The following is a 20,991-nucleotide window of genomic DNA, read 5'->3' on the forward strand; positions in this document are numbered from 1 at the left end:
ATGAGCAGCAACTTCAGCGAGGCGGCCATTCTGCGCCGGATCGACCACGTCGGGGCCAAGGTCGAGCAGGTCGACCAGGGCCTGATCGCGGTCAGCGCACAGGTCGGCCAGGTCGGGCAGCGCGCCGACGAGACCCAGACCGAGCTGCGCCGGCTCGCCGCGGACTTCCAGCGGTTCGTGCTGGACGCCCAGCGCACCGCGAACGTACAGCGCGCCGAGACCCGCGTCGGTGTGGTGGAGGCGCAGATCGAGCACCAGTTCGGTCACCACAACGTGGTCCGGCGGACCGCGACCGGCATGCTGCAGGGCTTCGACGTGGGCCTGGTCTCCGAGGAGACGGTCCGCGCGGTCAGCGAACAGCTCATGGTGCAGAACCCGCGGTACTGGCTGGCGCCGGTGCTGGTCGCACTGGGCGCCTGGGCGGCCGACGAGCCGGAGCTGTGCGAGCGGGCGGTCCAGGAGGGCTTCCGCCGCTCCCCCGGGCGTACCTCCCTGTTCATGGCCCTCGTTCTTCGTCGGCAGGGCCGGCGCGAGGCGTCGGTGCGCTGGCTGCGCCACTACCTGGCCGCGCAGGACCCGACGGCGCTCGGCCGGGACTTCGCGATGATCCTGGAGTGCGTCTCGCAGGGCGCGTTCGGGCCGGCCGGCGTGGACCTGGTGAGGGAGCGGCTGGACGCCTGGCGGGCCCGGCTGCTCGACGACGACGCCCGGCAGGACGCCCAGGTCACCCGGTGGCGCGCGGAGCTGGACCGGTACATCGCCGGCTCGTCCGGGCAGCGGTTCCCGTTCCTGGCCGGGGTGTCGCCGCAGTGGCCGCAGATGGACCGGGCGTTGTCCTGCGCGGCCGCCAACGGCGCGCTGATCGACACCTACCGCGCGCTCGCCGCCGAGACCCCCACCCCGGCCGCGCAGCTGGAGGACCAGGTCGACGACATCCTCGACCGGCTGGTGCGCGAGTACGACGAGGAGGAACTGCCGCTGCGCCGCGAGCACGCCCAGGCCCGCGCGATCATCCGGCACAACGGCGACATCAACGCCGCGCAACGCGACCTCGCCACCGACCTGACCGCGCTGGAGCGCACGCTGGACTACCTGACGATCCAGAGCGAGTCGGCGCTCAACCCGGCCGCGATCGGGGTGTCGCGATCCACCCAGCGGATGGCGGTCTCGTCCTGCCACGAGTGGTTCGCCCGCGCGCACGGCATGTTCAGCCGCGACTACCGGGCGGCGCTGCCGACCGACGTGCACGCGGTCTTCCAGGGCAACCACAACGCGGCCGGCGTCGTCTTCCAGCTCCCCCGCTGGACCGGCTCGTTCACCCGGCCGGTCCCCGACCTCGAGCGCGACCTCGCCGCGCACTGGGACCGCGCGGCGGCACCGTTCATCGCCAGCCTCGGCTGGGACTGGCGCCGGCAGGGCGTCGGCCCGCTGATCGGGATCGTGGCCGCCGCGCTGGTCGTCATGTTCTGCCTCGGGCAGGGCAGCCCGTTACTCGGCGTACTCGCCGGCGCCATGATCGGCGGTGGCGGCGCGCTGTTCCTGTGGTCCCGGCAGCGGGCCGGCGCGAAACGCCAGCAGGAGGCGCGCGAGGTGCTCGAACGCGGCAAGTACGACTCGATCCGGCAGCTGCGGGCGGCCGGCGCCGAGCTCGTCGACTGGAACACCGCATTCCGTGCCGCCGACGGACGCGAACCCGAGGTCCGCGCGATGATCGCCGACCTGGCCACGATCGGCAGCCCCGCATCGCCCTACGAACGCCGCGTCGCCGAGAACGGAGCCACCCGATGACCACCCCCGCCAACCCGGACGTGCCCTGGGCGAAGCAGGCCGCAACCCCACAACCCCACGCCACCCAGCGGGTACGGCGGATGGTCCGCACGCTGCCCGGCTGGGAACCGCTGCCGCCCGGCGAGATCCTCGTCCAGCGACACCGCCGGGAGGCCTGATCGTGCACGTCACCGGCGGCCACTACGCGACCTGGGCGCAGTTCCTCGACCGGTGGGCGGCCGGCGAGCCGCTCGACCCGGCCGCCCTGCCCCCGCTGACCCCGGACGACCTGACCGGCGACAGCTGGGAGCGGCTCGCCACCCGGATCGGCGACGCGCTCTCCCGCCGCCTGCAGGCCTGGTCCGACGTGCTCACCAACGACATGTCCACCGCCGTCGACGACTTCGGGTACGGGCGGGCGCTGCAACGGGCCCGGGCGCCGCTGGCCGGGATCCGGGGGCTCGCCGCCACGCCCGCGCTGCCGCCGGAGCTGTCCGCGAAGTTCCTCGCCGCGGTCGACGGCAAGATCCGCGACACCCAGCGGCAGCTGGAGGAACAGGTCGAACGCCTGCGCCGGGACGGTGTGCCGCGCCCGATCGTGGAGGCCCGGCTGCGCGCGATCCGGGACAACCAGCTGACCACCGCCACCCACGGGCCGCCGGTGGCCGGCGACCCGTGGGCGGCCGCCCACGGCGCCCGCCGCCGCATCGTCTCGTAGCCCCGGAGGACACCCCCATGTCGAACTACGCCGAGTCAGTCAAGGACCTCGACAGCTACCTCTCCGCCCGGGTGCCGGTCATCGCGGTGCACAGCCAGGAGCAGGTCCGCGCGCTGCGCCTGGTCCGGCAGGCCGCGTCCAGCCCGCGCCGGGCGAACCTGCCGTTCTGGATCTACACGCGCGCGACCGGGCTGCGCGACCTGCGCACCAACGCCCCCGCGCAGGAGGACCGCTCGCTGACCGGGGCGATGGACTTCGCCGCGCAGCAGTTCGCGAACCGGGCGCAGGCCACCGTCGTCTTCGTCGACCCGGAGAACCTCAGCGACGACAACACCGCCGCCCGGCACTTCGCCGAACTGGCCCGGCTCGCCGACTCCAACTCCGGCAGCATCGTCATCGTCACCGACACCCCGCTGTGGACGGGGCTCGGCCGGCTCGGCATGGGCGTCACACTCGACCTGCCGGACACGGACGAGATGTACGAGGTGATCATCGAGTTCCTGCGCGACCACCACGGCGTCGTGCCGATCGCCTGGACCGAGTCCGACGCGCGCCGCGCCGCAGAGTTCATGGTCGGCGTACCCGAGGGCACCGCGATCAACGTGCTCGCCACCATGGTCGCCAAGGGCTCGGTCGAGAAGGACGACGTCGCGCACCTCGCCGAGTTCAAGGACAAGCACTTCGGCGCGCTAGCCGGCCTGGAACGCGTGCGCGTCAACCCGGACGGCCCGCAGGTCGGCGGCCTGTCCAGCCTCCGCTCGTGGCTGCGCCGCAAGCAGCGGCTGATCTCCTCCGACCTGCGCGGCACCGCACTGCGCCCGCCGCGCGGCGTGATGCTGGTCGGGGTACCCGGCTGCGGCAAGTCCCTGTCCGCCAAGGCGATCGCCGCCGAGTGGCGGCTGCCGCTCTACCGGCTCGACCTGGCCGCGATCCTCGGCCAGTTCGTCGGGCAGTCCGAGACCCGGCTGCGCGAGGCGCTCGACACCGCGGACCGGCTCGCGCCGTGCGTGCTGTGGATCGACGAGATCGAGAAAGGGCTCGCCGGGCAGAACGACAGCACCGGTGTCGGCCGGCGGATGGTCGGGCAGTTCCTGTTCTGGCTGCAGGAGTCCCGGCAGCGCGTGTTCGTGGTCGCGACCAGCAACGACGTCCGCTCGCTGCCGCCGGAGCTGCTGCGCAAGGGCCGCTTCGACGAGCTGTTCTTCGTCGACCTGCCGGACGAACAGGACCGCGCGGAGATCATCGGCATGTACCACCGGCGCTACGTCGGGACCGAGCCCACACCGGAACTGGTCGACAAGCTGGTCGGGCTGTCCGACGGCTTCGCCGGCTCGGACCTGGAGTCGGCGCTGCACGAGGTCGGCGAGGAGGTGCACCTCAACGGCGGCGCCGAGGCACTGCGGACCGACTTCGTCCTGGACACGTTCACCAACACGTTCCCGCTGAGCCGGACCAACCCGGAGCAGATCGAGGACATCCGCAGCTGGGGGCGGGAGCGGGCGGTGCCCGCCGGCCGCGCCTTCGGCGCCGGCCACACCGGCGGCACGGCACCGGGCCAGGGACGCCGCGTCGTGGTCTTCGGGGAGTGAGGTACGGGCGATGAGCGACGCCGAGCCACTGTGGAACCCACGGTCCCTGCTCTCCGGCGGGACCTCCGACGACGCACCACCGGCGCCGGTGTGGCAACCGCCGACCGCTCCCCGGGCCACGGCACCGCCGCCGGCCGCCGCCGCACCGGCCCCACCCGCGGAGCCACCGTCGGCTGCCGGGCCACCGTCACCACCCGGCACGCCACCGCCCGCTGCCGGGCCGCCGTCACCGCCCGGCGCCACGGACGCGGTACCGGTGGCCGGTTCCGGGACCGGCTGGCCGGTTCCTCCGCCCGTGCGGCCGGGATCCGGCGGATCGGGCGCCGCCGGACGGAACCGGAGGCTGGCGACAGCGGCCGGCGTCGGCCTGGTGGTCGTCGCCGCGGTCGGCGGGCTCACGCTGGCCGCCGGAGCCGAGGACGAGCCGGCCGCGGGACCGCCCGCCGGCCCGGCCGCGGCAGAACAGTCGCGCACCGGCCCGGCGGCCGCCGAGCCGCTCCCCACCGGCCCGGCCGCCGGCACGCTTCCGGCCTGGCCCGGTGATCCGGCCGGGACGCGGCCGGATGCCTCGTACCCCCGGCCGGCCACACCGGCCCTCGACGAGGCGACCGAGGACACGCTCGCGCTGAACGCGCTCGCCCGGCAGCATGCGAGGGACCGCGGCGCCATCGTCTTCACCGGGCAGCACGTCGCACAGCTCGCGTCGAAGATCCCCGGCATCGAGGACCCCCACCAGTACGCCGCGGACGGATCACACACGTTCCGTGCCACCGACATCCTGGCCGAGCACGAGACGCTGCGCGCCGGGCCGAACCCGGGCGCCACCGTGCTTCTGCTCAAGAGCACCGAATACGGCATCCGGCAACTCTACGAGGGCGAACCGCTCTGGGTCACGGTCGCGGTCGGTGACTTCGCGGACCGCGACGCGGTGCTGACCTGGTGCAGCCACCGCTTCCCGGACCTGACCGGCGTGCAGCTGGAGAACCGCTGCGCCGCGCGCACCCTGGAGCCGTGATGGCCGAGGACACCCGGCCCCCGTGGGCCCGCCCCCGCGAGGAGTCCACACCGGACGAGCCGCCCGCCGGCGACGAACCGCTGTTCGGGCCGGCGGCCGGCGACCGGCCGCTCTTCCCGCCACTGCCCGTGGCCCGGCGGCCGGCGGTACCGGCCGCACCGCCGTACCGGGATCCGGTCCGGCGCCGTTCGGCCGGCCCGCACGCGCCTGTCACCGCACCGCCCGTCTCCTTCGGCGCCGCTCACACGCCGGCCGGCCCGCCGCCGGGCCGGCGCCCACCGCCGACCGCGCCGGTGCCCGGCCCGGACGCGGACGGCCCGTCCGGGCCTCCCGGCGCCCCGGAGCGTGGCTCGCACGCCGGTGTCCTGGTGGGCACGCCGGTGCCGGTCACCGGCCGGCGTGCCGCACGCGGGGTGCCGGTCCCGGAGTATCCGGTGCTCGTGCTGACCGCGGTGGTGACGGTCGCGGCCGTGGCCGGCCGGGCGCTCGCCGGCGGGCTGCCGCAGGGCGTGCTGGCCGCGGGCGTGGTCCTGCCGGCCGTGACGGCCGCGGCGGCCGGTGCCGCACTACTGCGGGCGTCCGCCGCCGGCGTCCCGCTGCACACGTTCCGCGTGCGCACACCGGACGGCCGGACCGACTCCTACGCCGTCAAGGGGACGTTCCCGGCCGGGGTACCGGCCGGCGGCGAGATCGTCCGGGTCCGGGCCGGCCGGTTCCGCCGGGCCGCGCCGAACGCCCTGGCGCACCGGATGGTCAGCGCGGTCGAGATCCTGGCCGCGTTCGACGGCCCTGTGGTCCGGGTGGTCACCGCGCGCCTGCCGCGCGCGGTCCGGGTGGCACGCCTGCTCACCCGTACCGGCGTGGTGGTTCTCTCCGGGTTTCTGCTCTGGGTCATGCTGGCCGTCTGATGGGCCGCCGGGAAGCCGGAGCCTCCCGGCGGGGGCGCCGTCACAGCGGGTCGACGGCCTGTACCGCGCCGTTGGCGACCAGATGGGTCCAGCGGGTGCCGTCCCAGTACCGGTGCGTGTACCGGCCGGTCGGGTCGCTGTGCCAGGCCGGCGGCGTGCTCGCCCGCCGCTGCGGCATCGCCGTGGCCACCGGTGCCCGGACCGGGTCCGGTGCGGCACCGGAGCCGGCTCCGCTGAAGCTGGGGCGGCGTCCGGTGTTGCGGTTCTGCCAGAGCAGGAAGATCAGCATCCACACCAGGCTGAGCACCTGGAATCCCACCCAGGAAATCACCTTCAGCATCATGAGGAACAACCAGAGACCGAGCGGTACGCGAAAGTACCAGACCCCGCCGCCGTCCGGCGGATCGAGAAACGCGGGCGCGCTCACCAGCACCCCCAACACCAGGGCGAACACCCACAGCAGTACGGCTCCGAGCAGCGCGGAGCCGTCCCCGGAGAACACCGTCAGGGCCGTCACGATCGTCGGGCCGCCGACACACATGGTGGCGATCCAGAGCAGAAACTTGCGCATCGTCCTTCTCCTCACCGGCGCGAATGCCCTGATGCTTCAGCGTTCGCAGCCGGATCGGTCCCTCTGCGCAGGCTTTGTCCCGCACCGTTCGCCCGCCCGTCCCCGGCGATCACCCGCGGCCCGATCGCCGTTCGGGCCGTACGCCGCACCGATCATCCGGTTGGGGACACCACCGACCGTCAGCACACAGCGAGCAAGGGAGGCCCGATGACGCCCGACGACGAGGCGATCCACCAGCGGTGCGCCGCGGTGGTCGGCCGGATCCGGCACGGCGTGTCCGACGCCGAGATCGACACGCTCGCCGCCGATCTGCACCGGCTGCCCGGCGGCCCGCGGACCAGCGCACTGGCGGCCGACGCCGCGCACGCGCTCTGCCGGACGCTGCCGCCGGGCGGCTTCGAGCGGCTACGGCACCTGGACGCGCTGCTCGCACTCGCCGACCGGCATCCGCCGGCCGGCCCGGACTGGCCCCCGGCCCGGCTCTGCGCCCGCGCCTTCTCCCTGCTCTGGGCCGTGGCCGAGCAGCGGGTCACCGACCTTCGCGCCGCTCTCACCGGGCTGGACGCGCTCGCGGCCGAGGGTGGCGGCGATCCACGGGTGGAGCAGGCGGTGGAGCTGGCGCGCACGGCGATCCGGCACGTCTACGCCCTGCAGAACGGCGACAGCTCCGGCGTGCACCGGATGGCGGCGCAGGCGGCCGGCACGATGCCCGGCGATCCGATGACCGGCCTGCTCGCTCGGCTGACCGACGTCGCCACCGCCGCCGACCGGGGGGAGGACGTCGGACCGCTGCTGGACCGGGTGCGGGCGGACGTCGCGCGGCTGCCGGCCGGTCACCCGATGCACGCCGCCATGGCGGAGATGAACACGCTGCTCGGCCCGATGCTGGCGGTGCGGGACGCGGGCGGCGCCTACGAACCCCCGGGCGAGGATCAGATAGCGGCGATGCTGGCGCAGGCGGAACGGCCCGGCGCCGGCGACGGCGAGCGGGCGCTGGCCTACGCGGCGGCGGGCGGCACGCTGATGGGTGTCGGGCGCGAGTCCGGCCGGGACCGTGTCGCGCGCGGCGTGGACTGCTTCCGGCACGCCGTCGCACTGACCCCGCCCGGCGACAGCCGCCGGGTCCTGCACCTGGTGGGGCTGGCCACCGCGCTGTTTCGCCGCAAGGAGATCACCGGTGCGGTGGCCGACCTGCGCGAGGCGCATCCGCTGCTGGTCGAGGCGCGGGAGCTGGCCGGCGGCCCGCACCACCCACAGTGGTCGCAGATCAACGAGATGCTGGCCCACACCCGGCTCCAGGCGGACCGGTCGGTGCCGGAGGACGGCGCGGACCGGGCCGGTGACGTGCGGCGGGCGCGGGACAGTGCGCTGGACGGGCTGCGGCGGCACGCCTACAACCTGCTGCTGCAGACGGATCGCCGGGTCGCCCGGCTGGCCGCGCTGGACGCGGTCGACGCCGCGCTCCACGCGGCACACATGTGCCTGGTCGACGCCGACCCCGCGACGGCGGTCCGGGCGCTGGACGGCGGCCGGGCGCTGAGCCTGTTCGCCGCGACCCGGCTGCGGCAACTGCCGGAACTGCTGGAACGAGCGGGCCGCGCGGACCTGGCCGCGCGCTGGCGGGCCGCGGACCCGGGCACGGCGCCGATCGAACTGCGCCACGACGTGCTCACCGCGCTCACCGACGGCACCGGCCTGCTCGACCCGCCCGGCTTCGCCGACATCCAGCGGGCGCTGCGCCGGCTCGACGGTGACGCGCTGGTCTACCTGATCCCGTCACGGCCGCCGAACCCCGGATGGGCGGTGGTGGTGCCCGCCGACGGCAGGCCCGGCTACATGGCGCTGCCCGACCTGCGGATCGACGCCGACGACATCGAGCTGTTCCTGACCGCGCTGCGCTCCCGGAACCTGGTCGCGGGCGACGGTCCCGCACCGGCCGCCGGCTCACGGCCACGGGACCTCGAGCCGGAGGACGAAGACGGTGAGTCCGGCTTCGGCGCGCGGCTGGACACGCTCTGCGACTGGGCGTGGCGGGCCGCGATCGGGCCACTGCTCAGCTCCGGCGTCCGCCGGCCGGCCGGGCGGCTGCCGCACGTCTATCTCGTCCCGATGGGCGACCTGAGCCGCGTGCCCTGGCACGCCGCCCGGCCACGTGGCGGCGAGTACGCCGTGCTGGCCGCCGCGTTCTCGCAGACCGCGTCCGCCCGGATGCTGATCGACGCCGCCGCGCGGCCGCCGGTACCGCCGTCCCCCACCGGCCTGATCGTCGGTGACCCGCGGACCCCGCCGCACATCCCGGATCTGGCCGCCGCCGGCGCCGAGGCGCTGGCCGTGCACCGCGCGTTCTACCGCGGTGGCCGGTACGTCGGCCGGATCGGGTCCGCGACCGCCGCCTCCGGTGCCGGGACCGCGGCCGAGGTACGCGCATGGCTCACCGGCGACCGCCCTGGCGCGGGCACCACCCTGCACCTGGCCTGCCACGGCTTCACCGACATCGCGACCGCCCGGTCGTTCCTGCAGCTGGCGGCGGACCCGGGCACCGGCGAATCCGAGCTGGACGCCACGGAGCTGGTCGACCTGATGGGCTCGGCACCGCGGCGCGACGTCGGCCTGGTCGTGCTGGCGGCGTGCCGGACCGGCCTGGCCATCAACGGCTACGACGACGCGTACAGCCTCGGCACCGCGTTCCTGGCCGGCGGCGCCCGGTCGGTGCTGTCCACGCTGTGGAGCATCCCGGACCGGGACACGTCGGTGCTGATGTTCATGTTCCACCACTACCGGATGACCGGGCGGCTGCCGGTCTGGGAGGCGTTGCGGCGCGCGCAGGCCTGGATGCTCGATCCCGGCCGCGAGGTGCCCGCCACCATGCCCGGCGCGCTGCGCGACCAGCTACGGCAGAGCGACCCGGCCCAGGTGGCCGCCTGGGCCGGCTTCGTCCACGGCGGACAGTGAACCGGAGGGATACACCATGCAGGACACCACCACCGCCTCGCTGCGGGCGGAGCTCGCCGGGCTGACCGGCGCGGAGCGGGTACGGCCGCTGCTGCAGCTCGGCCAGCAGCTGATGAACGACTACTGGCGGAGCGGACCCGGGCAGCCCGGCGCGCTGCCGTACCTGAATCAGGCGATCGAGGTGGTGTCGGAGGCGTGCGAGCACCTGGAGACCGGCGACGCGCACCGGGGCAGCGCGGTCGCCATGCTCGGCGTGGCGCGGGCGATGCGCGGCCTGGCGCACGCCGGCCCGCCGGCCGACTGCGACACCGGCGTCGTCCTGCTGGAAGAGGCGCTCAGCGCCGGCACGCTGCCGCCCGGCCTTCGGATGATGTCGCGGATGACGCTCGGGCAGCTCTACCTCACCCGGGCCGTCCGCGGCTCCGCCACCGGCGACGACGCCGGCCGGGCAGCCGCCTGCTTCCGCGCGGTGCGCACCGAGAACCTGGTGCAGGCCGAGATGCGCGCGGCCGCCGAGACGATGCTGGAGCTCGCCGAGGCGCTGCAGGCCGTGCGCGGCGGGCCCGGTGGACCGGCCGGGCTCGACTTCGCACGGATCACGCGGATGATGTCGGCGCTGCAGGACATGCAGGATCGGATGCGGGCCGGCACGTCGGCGTTCGGGACGATGCCCTCCTTCCTGGACGCCGACGACCTGGCCCGGCAGGACCCGCTGGACCGCCCCGTCCCGTTCGTCGAGGTGGAGGTGGAGGTGGAGGTGGACGCCCCGGCCGCGGAGCCCGAACGGGCGGCCGCGCCGGCGCCGGACGCCCACCCGCTCGCCCTCGCCCTGACCGGTGCCACCGACGTCTTCGCGGCCGCCGCGATGCTGCTGAGCCCGCAACCGCCCCCGGCCTCCATCGCGGACATCGACGACCTGGCCGGCCTGGCCGCGACCGCCGTGTACACCGCCGACCCGGCCGACCCGGCCGACCTGCTGCTGCTCGCCGCCGCACTGCACACCCGCGCGCGGCACGATGACGCCGATCCGGACGACCCGGACGGCGACCACCGTGTCGCCGGGCGGCACCTGCTGGAGGCGCTGGAGGCGCTGCCGCCCGGCCATCCCGCGGCCGTGACGGTCCTCGGCTGTCTCGGCGCGTTCCTCGACGGCGAACCGCCGCTCGGCGGGCTGGCCGGCCGGTTCGCCGACCGCGCGGACGCGATCATCGCGGCCGGTGCGACGGACGCGGCCGCACCCGTCCTGCGCGCCGTCTGCCGCGCCTGCGGCGGCGGCGACCCGGTATCGCCGGAGTCCGTTCCGGACACCCTGCCGTGGGCGGCCCGGGCCCGGGAGGTCATGCGGGCGGCCGGCCGTACCCGGGCCCGGCTCGGCGGTGCCGCCCCGGCCGACATCGCCGCGGCCCTGCGGCGGCTGCGGGTGGACGGCCTGGCCGGGCCGGACGGGCTGTTCCTGCACGCCGCGGACGGGCGCCTGCTCGCGTCCTGGCCACCGGACTGGCGGCGTGCCCTGATCATCGACGGTACGGACACGGCACCGCCACCCGGCGTGGTCGTCTCCTATCTCGCGTCCACGGACCGGGTGCCGGCCCTGCTCGACCGCGACACGCCGCCGGTGAGCGCGCATCCGGTCTTCGTGGCGAACCCGCGCGGCGACCGCGACGCCGCCAGCGTCGACACGATGATCCTGCGCCGGCTGTTCCACCCCCGGTCGGTGGGTTTCGGGCGGACCGCCGAGCACAGCGCCGGTGCCGGCACTCCCGCCGAGGTGGCCGCGCATCTGGACGCGTCGCTGCTGCACCTCGGCTGCGACGCGGACGACGACGGCCTGCGCCTGGCCGGCCCGGCCACGCTCGGCACCGCCGAGATCCGGGCGCACGGCGGGCGGGCCGGCGGCGTCGCGATCCTGCCCGCCTCCGCCGGCGCGGCCTGCGCCCGCCTGGCCGGTGCGCTGCTCGACGGCGGTTTCGCCGGGGTGGTCGGCTGGAGCCGGCCGGTGCCGGCCACCGCCGAGTCGCTGGCGCTGTTCATGCTGCACCTGAAGCTGGTCGACGGCGGGCTGCCGCCCGCGGACGCGGTGCACGACGTCCGCGGCTGGCTGGCCGACACGGCCCGGACCGCGCCGGCCCATCTGCCCGCCGGATACGCGCCCGCGCTGCGCGACCCGGCAACGGCCGGGGCCGCCGACAGCCTCCGGTACTGGGGGCGCTGAGCCCAGGATCGGCGTTCTCGCGCACGCGGACGCGCTCCGGTCACCACCGGCTCGGCACGTCGCCGGCAGAACCATGGCGAACAGCGGGCCAGGATCCTGGTCCGGCGCGCACCGTCGCGGTGCGTCCGGCGGCCGGGCGCGGTACCGCCGGCAGTGGTGAGCGGCCGGCACGATGCCGGGACCACGTCCCGGCATCGCCGCGCGGCCTCACGGCAGCAGCTTGTCCAGTGTGATCGGCAGGTCGTAGCGGCGGATGCCGGTGGCGTTGTAGATGGCGTTGCCGATCGCGGCGGCCGAGCCGACCGCGCCCAGCTCGCCCAGCCCGCGGGTGCCGAGGGCGCCGACGTTCGGGTCCGGCTCGCTGAGCAGGTGCACGTCGATGTCCGGGACGTCGGCGTTGACCGGCACCATGTAGTCGGCCATGTTCGACGCGGCCAGCCGGCCGGTCGCGGTCTCCAGCGGGTTCTTCTCCAGCAGGGCCTGCCCGATGCCGAAGATGACGCCGCCGACGATCTGGCCGCGGGCGGCCTGCGCGTTGACGACCCGGCCGGCGTCCACCACCGTGGTGAAGCGGCTGACGCGGGGTTCGCCGGTGAACCGGTTGACGCGCACCTCGCAGAAGTGGGCCCCGAAGCTGTGGAACTCGTACTGCGCGATCGTCTCGGGCGCGAGCGCCGTCTGCCGGTCCACGAGCAGGCTCTTGCGGCCGAGCGCGGCGAGCAGACGCCCGAAGGTCATCGTCCGGCCGGCCCCGCTGAGGCGCCCGTCGGCGTAGGTGACGTATGCGGGGTCGGCGCCGTGCCACGGTGAGGCCGGCTCGGTCACCGCGAGCCGCCGGAGCTCGGCGATCGCGCCCTCGGCCGCGGCCACGACGGACGGCACGGTACTGGAGGTCGCCGCGGACCCGGCGGCGGTCGCACCCGGCGGCAGCTTGGAGTCACCGAGCCGCGGCGTCACCTTCCGCAGCGGGATGCCGAGCTGGTCGGCCCCGACGATGGCGATCACCGTGAGCGCGCCGGTGCCCATGTCGCTGGTCGCGGTGGACACGATCGCGGTGTCGTCGTCGCGCAGTTCCACGCTGGCGTTGACCGGCATGCGGTTACCGGGGTAAATGGCGGTGGCCATGCCCATGCCGATCAGCCACTGACCGTCGGTCCGGCTCCGGGGTTCGGCCCGGCGTGCCGACCAGCCGAAACGCCGTGCGCCGATGCGGTAGCAGTCCCTGAGGTGCTTGCTGGAGAAGGCCTTGCCGGTTCTGGGGCTGACGTCGGCGTAGTTTCGCAGCCGCACCTCGACCGGGTCGATCCCGGCCCGGACCGCGATCTCGTCCATCAGCGTCTCCAGCGCGAACGCGCCCGGTGCCTCGTTGGGTCCGCGCATCGCCCAGGTCGGCGGCATGTCGAGCGTGACGAACCGCTGCCGGATGTGCAGGTTCGGGGTCTTGTACAGCGAGTCGGTGGTGTCGGTCGCGGGCAGCATCGGCCATCCGCCGACGGCCGGCACCTCGGCGTCGCTGTCGTGGCTGACCGCCTGGAGCACCCCGGCGCGGGAGGCGCCCAGACGTACCGTGTGGTTGATCTGGCCTCGGTGGCCGACCATGGTGAACACCTGCTCGCGGGTCATCACCAGTTTCACCGGGCGGCCCAGCTGGTAGGCGGCACCGGCGGCGAGGATCGAGTCGTTCCACGTCCACACCCGGCTGCCGAAGCCGCCGCCGGTGTAGGTGCAGATGACGCGGACGGCCTGCAGCGGCAGATTCAGCCGGTCCGCGAGCAGCTGCGCGGCTACCATCGGTGACTGCGAACCGGTCCAGACGGTCACCTCGGTCCTCGCCTCGTTCCACTGGGCGACGGCGGCGTGCGGCTCCATCGCGACGTGGTGCTGGACGGGCTGGTGGAACGTCGCCTGGACGACCAGGTCGCTGGCGGCCAGGGCCGCGTCGATCGAGTCGACGCCCGGCGCGAGCACCGTGACGGCCGCCGGGCCCACGGTGGGCGGCAGCGGCGGGGTCACGCCAGGGCTGTGCGCCTCCAGCGAGAGCCTCGGGCTCGCGGTCTCGTAGGTGGTGGCGATCAGCGCCGCGGCGTCCCGCGCCTGCTCGAACGTCTCGGCGACGACCACGGCGATGGCCTGCCCGTAGTATCGGACCTCGCGGTCCTGCAGCGGCAGGTAGTTCTCCACGGTCAGCGCCTGCGAGCCGGCCGGCGGCGGCCGGAAACCCAGGTTCCGGTCCGGGTTGAAGACCGCGAGGACGCCCGGGGCGGCCACCGCCGCGGCCGTGTCCATCCGCGCGATCCGGCCTTTCGCGATCGTGCTGGTGACGACGTACGCGTACGCGACATCGGTGACCGGGTGGTCCGCCGCGTACTGCGCCACACCGGTGACCTTCGACCGGCCGTCGACGCGGTCGATCTCGCGGCCGAGGGGTGAGACGGGCATGCGTGACTCCTGACTGTGGACGCTCTACTGGCCGAAGGTTCGGGCGTCCGTCCACTCTGGCCGCCGGCGTCGTCGGGCTGCCACGGACTGCCGGTCCCCGGATGGGGCGACGGGGACCGGCGCCGGTGGGTCAGACCGAGGGCCGCGACCGGCCCACCAGCAGCGTGCTGAGCAGGGCCACGAAGTACATGGTGAAGACGGAGACCAGCACGGTCGTCTCGCCCAGGTCGGCGAGCTGCCAGGACTGCCCGGCGGGGTCGGTCACGACGCCGTCCTCCCGGGTGAAGAAACGCGCGGTCAGGACCAGGGCGACGCTGACGTACGGCACGATCGCCTGATACCAGAAGGCGTCACCGACGGTCTCCGCCTCGGGACGGACCGCGGCCGGGCCGCGCCGGGCGAGGTAGAGCGCGAAGAGCTGGAAGATCGTGTAGACGCACAGGAACCAGCCGGCGAAGTTGGACAGCGGCACGCCGAAGTAGCCGCCGCCGTTCTCCCAGATCCAGGCGCCGCCCGCGGTCGCCGCGTTCGGGTCCATGACCAGGTCCCACATCACCATCACGAAGCTGGCGATCAGCGGTACGAGCACGACGTCCCGGCCACGTGGCCGCGCGTCCCGGATGCCGAGCAGGATATGCGCGATCTGCCAGGAGAAGTATCCGGTGGCGAAGTACGCGGGTGCGATCACCAGCGGGACCAGGAACAGCTTGAGACCGAGGTTGTCCGAGTAGTAGTAGTCGCCGAACGGGAACCCGGTCACGATGCTGAGGTTCTCGTAGACGTTGCTCACCACGAACGTGATCAGCGCGAAGACCGCGAACGAGGCGAGCGTGTAGCGGCGCAGCGCGTGCATCGCCACGACCGCCACCAGCAGCACCACGTTCAGGATGGGCTGCGGCCACCCGGCGAGCGTGGTGCCCACCGCCAGCACCAGCTGGGCGGCGATGACCCACCACAGAATCGTTGTCCGACGGTCGGTGCGCATCCTTGGAACTCCTCCTGACGGGAACACTGAACGACGCATTCCCCGCCCGGCGCGGCCGGCCCGGGAATGCGTGCTTCAGGCTGCACCGCACCGGCCGCCGCTACCACCGACTGCCGATCCGAGGCTCGCCCCTCCGTCCCCGGGTCAGCGCACGTCGACGCGGAGGATGCGGTGCGGCGCGGGCGACGCGAGCCGGCCGATGCCGGCGCCGGTGATCGGGACGACGGACATCAGGCCGCACCGCCGTTGGTGAACAGCACCTGGCCGTTGACCCAGCGCGCCGGGCCGGCCAGGAACGCCACCGCCTCGGCGATGTCCTGCGGCGTGCCGAGGCGCTCCATCGGGTTGGCCGCGGCGATCGTGCTGATCGCCTGCTCGGTCTTGCCGTTGAGGAACAGCGGGGTGGCGGTCGGGCCGGGCGCGACCGCGTTGACCGTGATGTCCCGGCCGCGCAGCTCGCGGGCGAGGATGAGGGTCATGGCCTCGACCGCGCCCTTGGACGCGGCGTACGGGCCGTACGTGGGCGGCTGCAGCCGGGTGATCGACGTCGAGAAGTTGATGATCGCGCCACCGGTGCGGACCTGCTGGGCGGCGAGCTTGCTGACGATGAACGTGCCGCGCACGTTGGTGCGCTGGATCCGGTCGAAGGTGTCGAGGTCCATCTGCGCGATCGGCGCGAGCGGCATGATCCCGGCCGTGTGCACGACCACGTCGACGCCGCCGAACGCGTCCGTGGCGTGCCGGAACAGCGCCTCCATCGCGTCCGGGTCGGCGACGTCGCCGCCGGACGCGGTGGCCCGGCCGCCCGCGGCGACGACGGCCCGCACGGCCTCCTGCGCCTTCGCCTCGTTGCTGCTGTAGTGCACGACCACGGCGATGCCGTCCGCGGCCAGCCGCTCGACGACCGCGCGGCCGATGCCGCCGGATCCGCCGGTGACGATGGCGACGCGGGCGGGGGTGGAAACGTCGGACATGGGAACTCCCGATTATGTGGACTTGATGTCCATATAACCGTAGCGAGATAAAGACGGCTTGTCCACTAATCTGGGGCGGAGGCTCCGGGACGAGAGGAACGACCATGGTCGAGGTGACGCCACCACGGCGCGGACGCGGACGCCGGCCGGCCGCCGAGGTGCGCGCCGGCGTGCTGCGGGCCGCCACCGGCCTGCTGCTCGGCGAGGGGATCAAGGCGGTCACGTTCGACCGGGTCGCCGCCGCGGCCGGCTCCAGCAAGATGACGCTGTACAAGTGGTGGCCGTCGGCCGGCGCGCTGGCCGCGGAGGCCTACTTCACCCACAGCGAGCAGCAGCTGGAGTTCCCGGACACCGGCGACATCCGCGCCGACCTCACCACCCAGCTGCGCGCGTTCGTCCGGCTGCTGACCGGGGGCGGCGCCGGGCCGGCCATCGCCGGGCTGATCGGCGTGGCGCAGACCGACCCGGAACTGTCCGCCGCGTTCTCCCGGTACTACTCCGCGCCCCGCCGGGCGCTGGCGATGGCGGCGGTGCACCGGGCCCGCGACCGCGGCCAGCTGCGCGACGACATCGACCTCGGCATCCTGGTCGACCAGCTCTGGGGCGCCTGCTACCACCGGCTGCTCATCCCGGACGCGCCGCTGACCGAGGAGTACGCGACCGCGCTGGTCGACAACGCACTCGACGGGGCCCGGCCGCGTGACACCGCACCGCCGGGGCGCCACTCACACTGAGCGGCCGAGCAGCCGCTCCCCGGCGGCGACGTCCTGGGCGAGCGCGAACGACCGTACGACCGGATGCAGCCGGTAGCGCCCGGCGGTGACCGACCCCAGCAACGCCAGGTCGACGAGCTCCTCCAGCACGTCCTCGCTGTCCGGCTCGGACCGGCCCAGCACGCGCGCCGCGACCGGCAGCGCGACGTCCGGCAGGCCGGTGCCGGCCAGCAGGACCAGGGCCCGTCGCTGCTCCGGGCTGAGCCGCCGCCAGCTGGACCGGAAGGTCGCGCCCAGGTCGAGATCGCCGGCCCGCAGCGTGCCCAGCCGGCGCCCGCCGGTGAGCCGGTCGCGGAACGCGCCGATCGACCAGCCCGGCCGGGCGGCCAGCCGGACCGCCACGATCCGGACCGCCAGCGGCAGCAGTCCGCAGGCCAGCACGAGTTCCCGGGCGGTCTCACGCTCAGCGGCCACCCGGTCGGGGCCGATCACCCGGCTCAGCAACTCCATCGCCTCGGCCTCGTCGAACAGCCCCGGATCGACGTGCACCGCGCCGCTCAGTCCGGCCGGCCGCGACCGGGAGGTGACCAGCACACCGCAGGTCGCGGCGCCGGGCAGCAGCGGGGTGATCTGCGCCGGGCCGTACGCGTCGTCCAGCACCACGAGCTGTCGGCGGCCGAGACCGTCCTCGGCCGGCCGCCGTTCCTGATCGACATGACCAGCGACCTGGGCGTACCGGCGATCCTCGCCTACCTTCCCGCGCCGGACGGCGAACCGGCCCGGATCCGCGGCTGCGGCACCTCGCTCTCCCGCCACTACGCGATCGCCCGCGCGGTCAGCGAGCTGGTCCAGGTCCACCTGGCGTCCTCGCTCGGCGACCTGCACGCCGCGTTCGCCGCCATGGCGCCCGACCGGCACGACTGGACCACGCCCTATCCCGCGCTCCACGCCTGCTACCTAGCCGACTTCGGCACCCGGCTGGCCGGTGCCGTCCCGGTGCCGTACCGGGACACGGACGCCCCACACCGCCGCCGGCCATCTCGGCCGGCTGATCGAGGCCCTCTCCAGGGGCGGCTTCACGCCGTTGCAGCGTGACCACTACGTCACCGGCGACGTGGCCGTGGTCGACGTCTTCGTCCCCGGCCTGGAACGGTTCATGCTGGTCACCGACGGGCAGGTGGTGGTTCCCGGAGCGCGGGGCATGGCGGTCAGGAACAACGGAGTACGACACCGCTCCACGCACGGTGCCCGGTGACTCGTCGAGGCCGCTGACCAGCGGCATCCCGGCTGACCGGGCCGCCGCTCGCACCGGGGGATCCCGCCACCGGCCGACCGTCCGCAGGGCCGGCTGCGATTCGGGCGGCTCACACGTCCGGTACGTTGACGTGCGTACCGACACGTACGGCATCGGCCACCCGCACCTGCGCGCGACGCCAGCCGGCCGACGAGGGGCCACAGCGATGAGCGGGTGGAAGGATGAGCGGGTGGAAGAGCGCCGCCCCGGAGGCGGCCGTGCGCGTGCTGGCGGCCGCCCGCGACGTGTCCTGGCCTTGGCAGGACCTGCTGGACCAGATCGACGCGCAGGCGGCTCACGCACGAACCTGACCTGGACCGCGCCGGAGTATCGGCCGGCGGCCTGACCGCGCCCCGGCGAACACGCCCGTTTGCCCCGCGCTGCGCGGGGTAGCCGACCGGTCCGGAAGGCGCACGCCGGCCGGTGCGTGCGGGAGGGCACATCATGCGAGCAATGGTCTATCGCGGTCCCTACCGGGTCCGGGCGCAGGAGAAGGACCGGCCGAGGATCGAACACCCCAACGACGCCGTCGTACGGGTGACCCGCGCGGCCATCTGCGGCTCCGACCTGCACCTCTACCACGGAATGATGCCGGACACCCGGGTCGGGATGACGTTCGGCCACGAGTTCGTCGGCGTGGTCGACGAGGTCGGCTCCTCGGTGCAGCGGCTGACACCGGGCGACCGGGTGATGGTCCCGTTCAACATCTACTGCGGCACCTGCTTCTTCTGCGCCCGCGGGCTCTACTCCAACTGCCACAACGTCAACCCGAACGCGACCGCGGTCGGCGGCATCTACGGCTACTCGCACACCACCGGCGGCTACGACGGCGGCCAGGCCGAGTACGTGCGGGTACCGTTCGCCGACGTCGGACCGAGCCTCATCCCGGACTGGATGGACGAGGAGGACGCGGTACTGCTCACCGACGCGCTCGCCACCGGCTACTTCGGCGCGCAGCTGGGCGACATCGCCGAGGGCGACGTGGTGGTGGTCTTCGGCGCCGGCCCGGTCGGGCTGTACGCCGCGAAGTCGGCCTGGCTGATGGGCGCCGGCCGGGTGATCGTCATCGACCACCTCGACTACCGGCTGGCGAAGGCGCGCACGTTCGCACACGCCGAGACGCTCAACTTCACCGAGTACGACGACATCGTCGTACAGATGAAGAAGATGACCGACCACCTCGGCGCGGACGTGGCGATCGACGCGGTCGGTGCCGAGGCCGACGGCAACCTGCTCCAGCACGTGACGGCCGCCAAACTGAAGCTCCAGGGCGGCTCCCCGGTCGCGCTGAACTGGGCCATCGACTCGGTACGCAAGGGCGGCACCATCTCGGTGATGGGCGCCTACGGCCCGGTGTTCAGCGCGGTCAAGTTCGGCGACGCGGTCAACAAGGGGCTGACCCTGCGGATGAACCAGTGCCCGGTGAAACGGCAGTGGCCGCGGCTCTTCGAACACGTCCGCAACGGATATCTCAAGCCGAGCGACCTGGTCACGCACCGGATCCCGCTGGAGCACATCGCCGAGGGCTACCACATCTTCTCGGCCAAGCTCGACGGCTGCATCAAACCGCTCATCGTCCCGGCCGCGGCCTAGGAGAAGACCACACCATGGCGTACACCCCGGACAAGCCGAAACTGCCCGAGTCCGTCGACGAGCTGCGCGCCCGCATCCCCGGCTGGGGCGCCGACCTGGACCCGAAGGACCGGCCGTCGGTGCCGCGGGAGGTCTTCGACCCCGGCTTCAGCGGCGCACACTGGGAGTTCCCGGAACGGCAGCCGGAGCTGTGGCCGCGCGAACGCTCGATCGAGCACGCGTTCCTCACCCCGGTCTTCGGCACCTCCACCCCGCCCCGCGGCCTGTCCGGCGTGATCCGCCGGTACTCGTACGCGACATACAGCGAGGGCCGGGCCGCGCACTGGCTGCTGCTGCTCGCGGCCGACCGGGTCGACGTGCTGGAGAGCACGCTCCGATCGTTGTTCACCACGCACCCGGACAACCCGATCACCCAGACCGGGGTACGCAGCGAGCTGTCCCACCACGGCCCCGGCTCACGACTCGGCCGCAACCGCGCGGACGTGGTCCATCACCCGCTCGACCCGGTGATCGTCCTCGCCCCCTGGATCATCGGGGCCGGCATCGCCTACGTGGTCGCCCGCCGGCTCACCCGCCGGTAGCCGTAGGCGGCATACGCCGCCGCAGCACGAAATCGGCGTGGAACAGCTCGTCGCCGATGAACTCGCCGAAGGCGTAGAAGCCGGAGTCGTCGAGATAGTCGATGCGGTCCCCGTCGAGCCAGTAGCGGCCGGTGTAGGCGTGCCTGCGCCCGCCGCGGGTCTCGTCGTAGCGTCCCTGCGGGAGAAGTTCCTGATGCAGCCAGTCGTTCCGGTCAACCCACACGCCGATCCGGGCGTCCTCCGGGTTCGCCGGCCGGTCCAGCGGCTCGCCGTCGCGGATCACCAGCTGACCGCGGGTCAGCAGTGCACGGACGTCGCGGCGGGTGACGACGACACGCCACCAGGGCGTGCCGAGGTCCGGCATGGCGTCCCGGGGTACCAGGAGCAGGTCAGCCGGAATGCCCGGTACGACACGCCCGACCATGTGCCCCCGGCCGCCCGCGGCGGCCGGGACCACCGCGACCAGGCCGAGGCCCGAACCGTCGATCACGTCGGAGTCCGGCCCGGAGCCGGTGACATGGCCGTCCTTAACCCGCACATCAGTGACCAGGATCCCCGTGGGGCCGTGGACCGTGACGTTCGTGAACAGCATGGAGCCTCCTGAGGGCGCAGTAGCCGCCGTCGGCGTGGTCCGGGCCGAACACGCCTGCTGGGACATGACCGTCACGGCCACGACGATG

Annotated in this window: 20 protein-coding genes; 14 read left to right on the top strand and 6 right to left on the bottom strand. The window is 74.0% G+C overall.

The window, feature by feature from the left end:
• Genes J2S42_RS07965 through J2S42_RS07990 form a run of 6 tightly spaced genes read left to right on the top strand, consistent with a single transcriptional unit; the run spans position 1 to position 5,997 of the window.
• A complete protein-coding gene (locus J2S42_RS07965; RefSeq protein ID WP_307236885.1) occupies positions 1-1,788 on the top strand; it encodes a hypothetical protein in 1,788 nt (595 codons plus the stop codon).
• Positions 1,785-1,946 carry a hypothetical protein gene (locus tag J2S42_RS07970; protein ID WP_307236888.1) on the top strand — a complete coding sequence of 54 codons (162 nt, stop codon included), beginning with the start codon at positions 1,785-1,787 and terminating at the stop codon, positions 1,944-1,946. The genes J2S42_RS07965 and J2S42_RS07970 overlap by 4 nt, the downstream gene beginning before the upstream one ends.
• Positions 1,947-1,948: 2 nt before the next feature.
• On the top strand, positions 1,949-2,485 hold the full coding sequence (locus tag J2S42_RS07975) for a hypothetical protein (protein ID WP_307236892.1): 537 nt from the start codon (positions 1,949-1,951) through the stop codon (positions 2,483-2,485).
• 17 nt (positions 2,486-2,502) lie between these two features.
• Entirely contained in the window at positions 2,503-4,074 is a 1,572-nt protein-coding gene (locus J2S42_RS07980; RefSeq protein WP_307236895.1) for an AAA family ATPase, read from the top strand.
• A 10-nt stretch (positions 4,075-4,084) separates the two neighbouring features.
• On the top strand, positions 4,085-5,089 hold the full coding sequence (locus J2S42_RS07985) for a hypothetical protein (RefSeq protein WP_307236898.1): 1,005 nt from the start codon (positions 4,085-4,087) through the stop codon (positions 5,087-5,089).
• The gene (locus J2S42_RS07990) at positions 5,086-5,997 is read left to right on the top strand and encodes a hypothetical protein (protein ID WP_307236901.1); all 912 of its coding nucleotides are present in this window, start codon (positions 5,086-5,088) and stop codon (positions 5,995-5,997) included. Before J2S42_RS07985 ends, J2S42_RS07990 begins: the two co-directional genes overlap by 4 nt.
• Before the next feature lie 40 nt (positions 5,998-6,037).
• On the opposite strand, the gene J2S42_RS07995 is transcribed toward J2S42_RS07990, so the two are convergent.
• On the bottom strand, positions 6,038-6,568 hold the full coding sequence (locus tag J2S42_RS07995) for a DUF2510 domain-containing protein (RefSeq protein WP_307236903.1): 531 nt from the start codon (positions 6,566-6,568) through the stop codon (positions 6,038-6,040).
• Between the two features lie 207 nt (positions 6,569-6,775).
• On the opposite strand from J2S42_RS07995, the gene J2S42_RS08000 reads away from it, so the two are divergent.
• On the top strand, positions 6,776-9,520 hold the full coding sequence (locus J2S42_RS08000; RefSeq protein ID WP_307236906.1) for a CHAT domain-containing protein: 2,745 nt from the start codon (positions 6,776-6,778) through the stop codon (positions 9,518-9,520).
• Positions 9,521-9,536: 16 nt separating this feature from the next.
• On the top strand, positions 9,537-11,732 hold the full coding sequence (locus J2S42_RS08005; RefSeq protein ID WP_307236908.1) for a hypothetical protein: 2,196 nt from the start codon (positions 9,537-9,539) through the stop codon (positions 11,730-11,732).
• A gap of 207 nt (positions 11,733-11,939) precedes the next feature.
• On the opposite strand, the gene J2S42_RS08010 is transcribed toward J2S42_RS08005, so the two are convergent.
• The 3 genes from J2S42_RS08010 to J2S42_RS08020 all read right to left on the bottom strand — a co-directional run bounded on the left by J2S42_RS08010 (position 11,940) and on the right by J2S42_RS08020 (position 16,130).
• On the bottom strand, positions 11,940-14,171 hold the full coding sequence (locus J2S42_RS08010; protein ID WP_307236911.1) for a xanthine dehydrogenase family protein molybdopterin-binding subunit: 2,232 nt from the start codon (positions 14,169-14,171) through the stop codon (positions 11,940-11,942).
• Positions 14,172-14,301: 130 nt separating this feature from the next.
• A complete protein-coding gene (locus tag J2S42_RS08015; RefSeq protein WP_307236914.1) occupies positions 14,302-15,156 on the bottom strand; it encodes a carotenoid biosynthesis protein in 855 nt (284 codons plus the stop codon).
• A 230-nt stretch (positions 15,157-15,386) separates the two neighbouring features.
• The gene (locus tag J2S42_RS08020) at positions 15,387-16,130 is read right to left on the bottom strand and encodes an SDR family oxidoreductase (protein WP_307236917.1); all 744 of its coding nucleotides are present in this window, start codon (positions 16,128-16,130) and stop codon (positions 15,387-15,389) included.
• A gap of 104 nt (positions 16,131-16,234) precedes the next feature.
• On the opposite strand from J2S42_RS08020, the gene J2S42_RS08025 reads away from it, so the two are divergent.
• Entirely contained in the window at positions 16,235-16,864 is a 630-nt protein-coding gene (locus J2S42_RS08025) for a TetR/AcrR family transcriptional regulator (protein WP_307236920.1), read from the top strand.
• Here J2S42_RS08025 and J2S42_RS08030 read toward each other — a convergent pair.
• A complete protein-coding gene (locus J2S42_RS08030; RefSeq protein ID WP_488193138.1) occupies positions 16,856-17,506 on the bottom strand; it encodes a hypothetical protein in 651 nt (216 codons plus the stop codon). The genes J2S42_RS08025 and J2S42_RS08030 overlap by 9 nt on opposite strands.
• Between J2S42_RS08030 and J2S42_RS08035 the strand changes: the two genes are divergently transcribed.
• The 5 genes from J2S42_RS08035 (at position 17,387) to J2S42_RS08055 (ending at position 20,311) form a co-directional block, all read left to right on the top strand.
• Complete coding sequence (locus tag J2S42_RS08035; RefSeq protein ID WP_488193130.1) at positions 17,387-17,938, top strand: YcaO-like family protein; 552 nt, start codon at positions 17,387-17,389, stop codon at positions 17,936-17,938. The two genes, J2S42_RS08030 and J2S42_RS08035, sit on opposite strands and share 120 nt — an antisense overlap.
• Positions 17,928-18,098 carry a hypothetical protein gene (locus J2S42_RS42180; protein WP_488193131.1) on the top strand — a complete coding sequence of 57 codons (171 nt, stop codon included), beginning with the start codon at positions 17,928-17,930 and terminating at the stop codon, positions 18,096-18,098. The genes J2S42_RS08035 and J2S42_RS42180 overlap by 11 nt, the downstream gene beginning before the upstream one ends.
• A 221-nt stretch (positions 18,099-18,319) precedes the next feature.
• Complete coding sequence (locus J2S42_RS08045) at positions 18,320-18,448, top strand: hypothetical protein (RefSeq protein ID WP_307236926.1); 129 nt, start codon at positions 18,320-18,322, stop codon at positions 18,446-18,448.
• A 142-nt stretch (positions 18,449-18,590) separates the two neighbouring features.
• A complete protein-coding gene (locus J2S42_RS08050; protein WP_307236930.1) occupies positions 18,591-19,730 on the top strand; it encodes a zinc-dependent alcohol dehydrogenase in 1,140 nt (379 codons plus the stop codon).
• 14 nt (positions 19,731-19,744) lie between these two features.
• Positions 19,745-20,311, top strand: a complete 567-nt coding sequence (locus J2S42_RS08055; protein ID WP_307236933.1) for a hypothetical protein — start codon at positions 19,745-19,747, stop codon at positions 20,309-20,311.
• Here J2S42_RS08055 and J2S42_RS08060 read toward each other — a convergent pair.
• The gene (locus tag J2S42_RS08060; RefSeq protein WP_307236936.1) at positions 20,298-20,903 is read right to left on the bottom strand and encodes an Atu4866 domain-containing protein; all 606 of its coding nucleotides are present in this window, start codon (positions 20,901-20,903) and stop codon (positions 20,298-20,300) included. The genes J2S42_RS08055 and J2S42_RS08060 overlap by 14 nt on opposite strands.
• Positions 20,904-20,991 lie beyond the last annotated feature (88 nt).

This window comes from Catenuloplanes indicus (assembly GCF_030813715.1).
GTDB lineage: Bacteria > Actinomycetota > Actinomycetes > Mycobacteriales > Micromonosporaceae > Catenuloplanes > Catenuloplanes indicus.